Origin of the sequence: Lactobacillus sp. UMNPBX6 (assembly GCF_002553975.1) — a bacterium.
GTDB classification, from domain to species: Bacteria; Bacillota; Bacilli; order Lactobacillales; family Lactobacillaceae; genus Lactobacillus; species Lactobacillus gallinarum.
In genome coordinates, this window is sequence record NZ_PCZD01000072.1 from 1 (window position 1) to 7,320 (window position 7,320).

At 39.3% G+C, this 7,320-nt stretch carries 8 protein-coding genes, 1 tRNA gene and 1 pseudogene; 8 read left to right on the plus strand and 2 right to left on the minus strand.

Going from position 1 to position 7,320, the window contains the following annotated elements:
• Positions 1 to 66: 66 nt before the first annotated feature.
• From CP357_RS09080 to CP357_RS09105, 7 genes are all read left to right on the plus strand, one after another.
• Positions 67 to 139 (plus strand) — tRNA-Asn (locus CP357_RS09080).
• 67 nt (positions 140 to 206) lie between these two features.
• The gene (locus CP357_RS09085; protein WP_233187251.1) at positions 207 to 662 is read left to right on the plus strand and encodes an alpha-galactosidase; all 456 of its coding nucleotides are present in this window, start codon (positions 207 to 209) and stop codon (positions 660 to 662) included.
• A 2-nt stretch (positions 663 to 664) separates the two neighbouring features.
• Positions 665 to 865, plus strand: a complete 201-nt coding sequence (locus CP357_RS10630) for a GH36 C-terminal domain-containing protein (protein ID WP_233187252.1) — start codon at positions 665 to 667, stop codon at positions 863 to 865.
• Positions 866 to 1,073: 208 nt separating this feature from the next.
• Positions 1,074 to 2,084, plus strand: a complete 1,011-nt coding sequence (locus CP357_RS09090) for a PTS sugar transporter subunit IIB (protein ID WP_087176925.1) — start codon at positions 1,074 to 1,076, stop codon at positions 2,082 to 2,084.
• Between the two features lie 18 nt (positions 2,085 to 2,102).
• A complete protein-coding gene (locus tag CP357_RS09095) occupies positions 2,103 to 2,915 on the plus strand; it encodes a PTS mannose/fructose/sorbose transporter subunit IIC (protein ID WP_025006442.1) in 813 nt (270 codons plus the stop codon).
• Positions 2,916 to 2,943: 28 nt separating this feature from the next.
• Positions 2,944 to 3,864: a PTS system mannose/fructose/sorbose family transporter subunit IID gene (locus CP357_RS09100; RefSeq protein WP_098037125.1), complete on the plus strand. Its 921-nt coding sequence runs from the start codon at positions 2,944 to 2,946 to the stop codon at positions 3,862 to 3,864.
• Between the two features lie 6 nt (positions 3,865 to 3,870).
• Complete coding sequence (locus CP357_RS09105) at positions 3,871 to 4,239, plus strand: DUF956 family protein (protein ID WP_025006440.1); 369 nt, start codon at positions 3,871 to 3,873, stop codon at positions 4,237 to 4,239.
• A gap of 42 nt (positions 4,240 to 4,281) precedes the next feature.
• Here the strand turns inward: CP357_RS09105 and CP357_RS09110 are convergent, their stop codons facing one another.
• Positions 4,282 to 5,163: a LysR family transcriptional regulator gene (locus CP357_RS09110; protein WP_098037126.1), complete on the minus strand. Its 882-nt coding sequence runs from the start codon at positions 5,161 to 5,163 to the stop codon at positions 4,282 to 4,284.
• Between the two features lie 106 nt (positions 5,164 to 5,269).
• On the opposite strand from CP357_RS09110, the pseudogene CP357_RS09115 reads away from it, so the two are divergent.
• Positions 5,270 to 5,741: pseudogene (locus tag CP357_RS09115) on the plus strand (DapH/DapD/GlmU-related protein).
• A gap of 35 nt (positions 5,742 to 5,776) precedes the next feature.
• Here CP357_RS09115 and CP357_RS09120 read toward each other — a convergent pair.
• On the minus strand, positions 5,777 to 7,150 hold the full coding sequence (locus tag CP357_RS09120; protein ID WP_098037127.1) for an amino acid permease: 1,374 nt from the start codon (positions 7,148 to 7,150) through the stop codon (positions 5,777 to 5,779).
• Positions 7,151 to 7,320 lie beyond the last annotated feature (170 nt).

Genomic DNA, 7,320 nt, shown 5'->3' on the forward strand with positions numbered 1-7,320 from the left:
ACGCCGAAAGTAGTTGGTGGGCAACTGCCTGCGAGGAAAGGAAGCTGCCGTGCTCTTTTTTAATATTCCGGCTTAGCTCAGTTGGTAGAGCGCTTGACTGTTAATCAAGATGTCGTCAGTTCGAGTCTGACAGCCGGAGTAAGGAGAGAGAAGGAAGCCTAGCTTCCTTCTTTTTTGTTTAATATGTTTTAGGTCTATATGATTTGATGGAAAAATTGGTGTCTGCTTATCCCGATATTTTATTTGAAGCTTGCTCTAGTGGCGGTGGCCGTTTTGATACAGGCATGGCCTATTACATGCCTCAGATTTGGACGAGCGATGATACAGATGCGGTTGATCGAATGAAAATTCAATATGGTACCAGCTTGGTTTATCCGGTTAATATGATGGGTGCTTATGTATCTGTGAGTCCTAATGAACAAAATGGTCGTTATACTTCACTTGCAACGCGTTATGCCGTTGCGATGAGTGGTGATTTAGGTTATGAATTGGATTTGACCAAGTTATCATCTGAGGATTCTTTAGAGATAGAGAAAGAAATTAATGATTATAAAAAATTGCGTCATTTAACTCAATTCGGCGATTTTTATCGCTTGAATCACCATTTAGCAGCAATCAGGCAGCATGGAACTTCGTTTCTAAAGATCAAAAAGAAGTTTTAGTAATGAATTTCAATATTATGTCGCAGTCTCAGCCGGTATTTACTCAGACAAAGTTATATGGCTTAAATCCTGATCTCGATTACCGTGATGAAAATACGGGTCAAATTTATGGTGGGGATGAACTAATGGAAGTTGGTTACTATGATTCTGTTATGAAACAGGATTTCGCCGCAGAAGTAAAATATTTTGTCGCGGTTGATTAATTTTTTAGAAATAAAATTCACCTAAAAGCAAATTTGCAGTAATGTCAAATTGCTTTTTATTTTTCCACTTAGCTAGCGGGACAGGGAGTTTAGAAATTGGAAATTATTTTCTCTAACTGAAATTATTTTCGAAAATTCCTTTGTAAAAGAAAGCATTTATCGTATAATAAAAGCGGATTCATTTTTTTGATCTAGAGGAGGAAATTACATGGTAGGAATTGTTTTAGCCAGCCATGGTGGTTTTGCCGATGGTATTGCACAATCTGCGCAAATGCTTTTCGGTGAACAAAAAGATTTTGCTCATGTTATCTTAAAGCCTAGTGAAGGCCCAGATGACATTCGTGGCAAAATGGAAAAAGCAATTGCTTCATTTGAAAACCAAGATGAAGTTCTATTCTTGGTTGACCTGTGGGGTGGTACACCATTTAACCAAGCAAATGGTCTTGCTGAAAAGCATGATAAATGGGCAATTGTAGCTGGTATGAATTTACCAATGGTTGTACAAGCATTAACTGAAAGAATGATGGATGCTAATGCTACTGCACGTCAAATCGCTACAAAGGTAGTTGAACCTGCTAAGGATGGTATCAAGACTAAGCCATCTGACTTAATGCCAAAGACCGCTGCTCCTGCAGCAGCCGCTGACAAGGGCTCAGCTAAGGGCAGTAAGAAGTCAATTCCAGAAGGTACTGTAATTGGTGACGGTCACATTAAGTACGTTTTGGCAAGAATCGACTCACGTTTACTTCACGGTCAGGTTGCTACTGGTTGGATTCCAGCAATGAAGCCAGATCGAGTAATTGTTGTTTCAGACAGTGTTGCTAAGGATGACTTGCGTAAGAGTATGATTCGTGAAGCTGCACCTGCAGGTGTTAAAGCTCACACTGTTCCACTTAAGAAGATGGAAGAAATCGCAAAGGATCCAAGATTTGGTAACACACACGCACTTCTTTTGTTTGAAAATCCAGAAGATGTTTTGAGAGCTATCAAGGGCGGTATTAATCTTAAGGATATCAACGTTGGTTCAATGTCATACAAGGAAGGCGACGTTAATGCCAACAACGTATTGTCAATGAACCAAGAAGACGTTGATACTTTCCGTGAACTTGAAAAGATGGGCGTTAAGTTTGATGTTAGAAAGGTTCCTTCAGATGCTCCAGGTAACATGGATTCTATCTTGAAGAAGGCTCAAACCTTACTTGACGAACAAAAGAAATAATTAATTAGGAGTAAATAAATGAACGCTATACAAATGATTTTGGTAGTGGGTGTTGCCTTTCTTGCAGGTATGGAAGGTATCTTGGATGAATGGCAATTCCACCAACCATTAGTTGCATGTACTTTGATCGGTTTAGTTACCGGTCACCTGGACTTAGGTGTTATTTTGGGTGGTCAATTACAAATGATCGCCTTAGGTTGGGCAAACATTGGTGCCGCTGTTGCACCAGATGCCGCTTTGGCTTCAGTAGCTTCAGCTATTATCTTGGTTGAAGGTGGTCAAGGTACTGCTGGTATCGGTACTGCTACTGGTATCGCTATTCCTTTGGCTGTTGCTGGTTTGTTCTTAACTATGATCGTACGTACTATCTCAACTGCTATCGTTCACATCATGGACGCACAAGCTAAGAAGGGTAACTGGCGTATGATCAACGTATGGCAATGGATTGCTGTATGTTTGCAAGGTTTGAGAATCGCTATCCCAGCCGCATTGCTTTTGGCTATCCCAGCAAGCACTGTTAGAGGTTGGCTTGCAATGATGCCTCAATGGTTATCAGCTGGTATGACCATCGGTGGTGGTATGGTTGTTGCTGTAGGTTACGCTATGGTTATCAACATGATGGCAAGTAAAGAAGTATGGCCATTCTTCGCAATTGGTTTCGCTTTAGCTGCTATCAAGGACTTAACTTTGATCGCCCTTGGTGCTATCGGTCTTTCAATGGCTTTGATGTACTTAGCTCTTGAAGCTAAGGGTGGCAACGGCTCAGGTTCAAACAACTCTGGCGATGCCGGTACCGGCGATCCACTCGGCGATATCATTGATGATTATTAAAATGAACGCATAGAGGAGGATTTAAATAATGGCTGATAAGAAAATTAAATTAACCAAACGTGACCGTTTTAACGTTATGTGGCACTCACAATTCCTTCAAGGTTCATGGAACTACGAAAGAATGCAGAACGGTGGTTACGCATACTCAATGATTCCAGCATTGAGAAAGTTATACCCAGACAAGAAAGATTTGTCTGCCGCTTTACAAAGACACTTAGTATTCTTTAACACTCACCCATACTTAGCTTCACCAGTTCTCGGTGTTACCTTGGCTTTGGAAGAAGATAAAGCTAACGGTGCTCCTGTAACTGACGACGCTATCCAAGGTGTTAAGGTTGGTATGATGGGACCTTTGGCCGGTGTTGGTGACCCTGTATTCTGGTACACTGTTCGTCCAATTGTTGGTGCCTTAGGTGCATCAATGGCCATTTCAGGTAACATCATGGGACCTATCTTGTTCTTCGTTATCTGGAACATCATCAGAATTGCCTTCTTATGGTACACACAAGAATTTGGTTACAAGGCTGGTTCAGCTATCACTAACGACATGTCAGGTGGTATGCTTCAAAAAGTTACCCGCGGTGCTTCAATGATGGGTATGTTCGTTTTGGGTGCCTTGATTGAACGTTGGGTAAACATCAAATTTACTCCAATCGTTGCACAAACCCCTATCCAAAAGGGTGGTTACATCGAATGGGACAAGCTTCCATCAGGTGCCAAAGGTATTAGAGAAGTTCTTACGCAATGGAACATGGGTAATGGTAAAGCTTTGAGCAGTACTAAAGTTACTACTTTGCAAGACAACTTGGACTCATTGATTCCAGGTTTAGCTGGTCTTCTTTTGACATTCTTCTGTATGTGGTTATTAAAGAAGAAGGTTTCACCAATCTGGATCATCATTGGTATCTTCGTTATCGGTGTTCTCTTCCACGTATGGGGCATTCTTTAATAAAAAATGGCTAAATCAATTAACACAAGAGTCGATCTAACCGTTGATGGTACCTGGTTTAGAGGCATTGCATCCTATGGAAAAATTATGATCGGCGATAAAGCTTTTGAATTTTATAATGAGCGAAATGTTGAAGACTATGTTCAAATTCCATGGAAAGAAGTAACTTATGTAGTTGCGGATGTTCATTTTAATGGACGTTATATTCCACGTTTTGAAATTAGAACTAAATCTAATGGTAAATTTATCTTCGCTGCGCGTGATCCTAAAAAGGTATTGCGTGCAATAAGAAAATATGTACCTGCTGACCATATGCGTAAAGCATTAAGTATGTGGCAACAAATTAAGCAACGTTTTACTCGTAAGAAAAAATAAAGCAAACTAAAAATCCCAAGGTCGAATGGCCTTGGGATTTTTTTAGTCATCAGCAATAGAAGCTTGCAATCTATTTAAGAATAATTCGGCAACGGGTGATAAGTTAGTCTCATGTTTCCAGATAACCGTGATTGGTTCACTTAAAGCTGGCGATATTGGCCTAAATGTTAAACCCGATTCGCTAGAAGTATTAGCAATTTTATCTAGTGTTAACATCATAGCCGCATTGTTTTTAACTAGTAAAGTTCCGTTAAAGCTTAGGTTGACCGTTCCGATGAAATTGACGTCGTCTTTGTAATTGCCAAGCCAATTATCGAAATAGTGCATCGTGTCAGCCTGTTGAGAATTTAAGACGGTTCTGCCAACCGGATCCGCTGGGGTAATTGCCTTCTTTTTAGCTAAAGGATCATTCTTAGTCATTAATACGCCCCATACGTCTCGTTCTGGCAATTGAATGGAAGCATAGTTTGAAAGGTTAACATTACCAATGATGGCCGCAAAATCGACTGTACCGATGTTTAACTTCTTTTCAGCGAATTCATAGTCACCACTTAGAATATGAATTTTAACTGTAGGGTAGTCCTGAATAATGTTACTTACAATATTCATCAGTCTTTGCATCCCAACACTTTCGCCGGCAGCAATAGTTAAATCACCACTGATTACAGTTGATGATTGCAGGTTGCTCTTAGTTTTGGCAGTTAAAGCTAAAATTTCTTTTGCTTGCTCTAATAAATATTGTCCTGAAGGTGTCAGAGTTAAATGGCGTGGTTGGCGGTTGAATAACTTGACCCCTAATTCGTCTTCCAAATCCGCAATCTGGCGTGATAAAGCAGGCTGAGAAACTAATAATTTCTGTGCCGCTTTCGTCATGTTTAACTCTTGCGCTGTGGCAACGAAATAATTTAAAACTCTTAATTCCATATTTTAACCATAAATAAAAGTTATTATACGTGATACTTAATAAGTTTTTTACATTACTTACTTTACCTTTTAAACTAAAAATGAGCAAGAAAAGGAGTAGCAGATTATGAAGACCCAAGATAAAGAACTTATTCAAGAAATTGTCGAACAAAATCAGCGCTTGTTGCAGAACTTGAACGCGCAGCGTCATTATGAATGTGAAGCGCGGCAATTAATCAGTGAAATCACAGGACAAAAAATCCCCAAGAGTACAGAAATTAGATTGCCATTTTACACAGATTACGGCCACAACATCAAAATAGGTGAACGCGGGTGAACGCGTCTTTATTAACTCCAATGTGATGATGGTTGACTTAGGTGGCATCACCATTGAAGACGATGTTTTAATTGGACCAGGTGCATATCTTCTTTCCGTTAACCACGGTTTAAAACCTAAGCAGAGAAAAGAACTCGAATTAAAGCCAGTACTTATCAAGAAAAATGCCTAGATCGGTGCCAGGGCTACCATTCGTCCAGGCGTAATTGTGGGTGAAAACACAGTAGTTGCCGGCGTACCTGCAAAAATTATCAAAAAATAGACGAATAAAAAAACGCAACATTGTCGCGTCTTTTTTTAAGCTTCTTTTTTGTCACTCCAGAGTTTGGAGATTAAGTACAAGATGATGAAAGTAACGATAGCTGAAATCATTGGGATGCGGTAGCTTGGTAAAATCAAAAGCAAGATGATCATTAATACGAAGAACAATAGAATCAAATAATCAACGTAAGGGAAGCCAGGCATTTTGAAGTCATTTAACTTATTTTCAGGTGTTTTTCTTCTGTAAGCAATGTGAGTCAAAACCATTAAGCACCAGATGATCAAGAACATACTTGTTGAAGTAGATGAAATAAAGTTAAAGGCTTGATCGCCGATAATCAAGGTAATCAGTGGTGCGCAGGCCATAAATAATGCTGACAAAATTAAAGCATTTTGTGGCAACTGCCGTCTTGATAGGTGACCAAAAGTTTGATTCCACTTGCCCTTGCCGTGGAAAGTAACGGAGAACAAAAGTCGTCCCGCACTGTATAAAAAACTGTTAGTGGAGGAGACTGCTGCCGAAATTACTACGAAGTTAATAATTGAACTGGCATTGCGAATACCGGTTGCACCTAAAGCTTGCACAAAAGGACTAGAGTTAGTTGAAACTTTTGACCAAGGAATAACCAATAAAATTCCTAAAATCGCCATCACGTAGAATAGGATAATTCTGATTGGCAATTGATTGATTGCGCGTTTTAATGTGGTTTCTGGATTTTGAGCTTCAGCTGCCGTTAAACCAATTAATTCAACCCCAATAAAACTGAATATTACCATTTGGAATCCTTGTAAAAAGCCGTGTGGACCACGAGCGAAAAATCCGCCATGATCATCTAAATTAGCAAAAGCTACAGGCCCGAAACTTGTTTTGCCACCTGTAATTAATAGATACAAAATCAATAAAACGAAAGCGACGATCGTAATAACTTTGATAATAGCAAAACTAAATTCCAAATTACCAAAAACACGCGCCGAGATTAAATTGATGATTAATAGGGCAACAATGGTAATAATGCCAGGTATCCAAGGCTTTAAAGTTGGAAACCAATATTTGAAATAAATACCTAAGGCGGTAGTTTCTGCCATTCCTAAGGTGATCCAACTAAGCCAGTATAGATAACCAGTGATAAAACCGATGTTTTTACCCAGATATTGTTCAATAAAATCAATGTAAGTATGCTTGTTGAGGTCGGACATAATCAATTCGCCCAATGCACGCATGAGCAGGAATAGGAAAATACCTACAATGATATAGATCAAGATAACGCTAGGCCCGGCCCTATGAATACTGTCACCGACACCTAGAAAAAGACCGGTTCCGATTGTTCCTCCCAAAGCAATTAATTGAATGTGAGCATTGCTTAGGGTTCTTTTATATCCAGAACTAGTCTCTGATTTTTTCTCACTCATATATTTCCCCCATATTCTCAGTTTTCTCACATGTACTTAATATTTTATCATTTTTGCAATCGAGCACCAGTAATTTAGGAAAGCTTTAAAAAATTCAGAAGAATAATATAAATTAACTTAAACTTCCCACTTGCAAAAGTGGGCTTGTACCTTGAAAATTCAATAGTTTA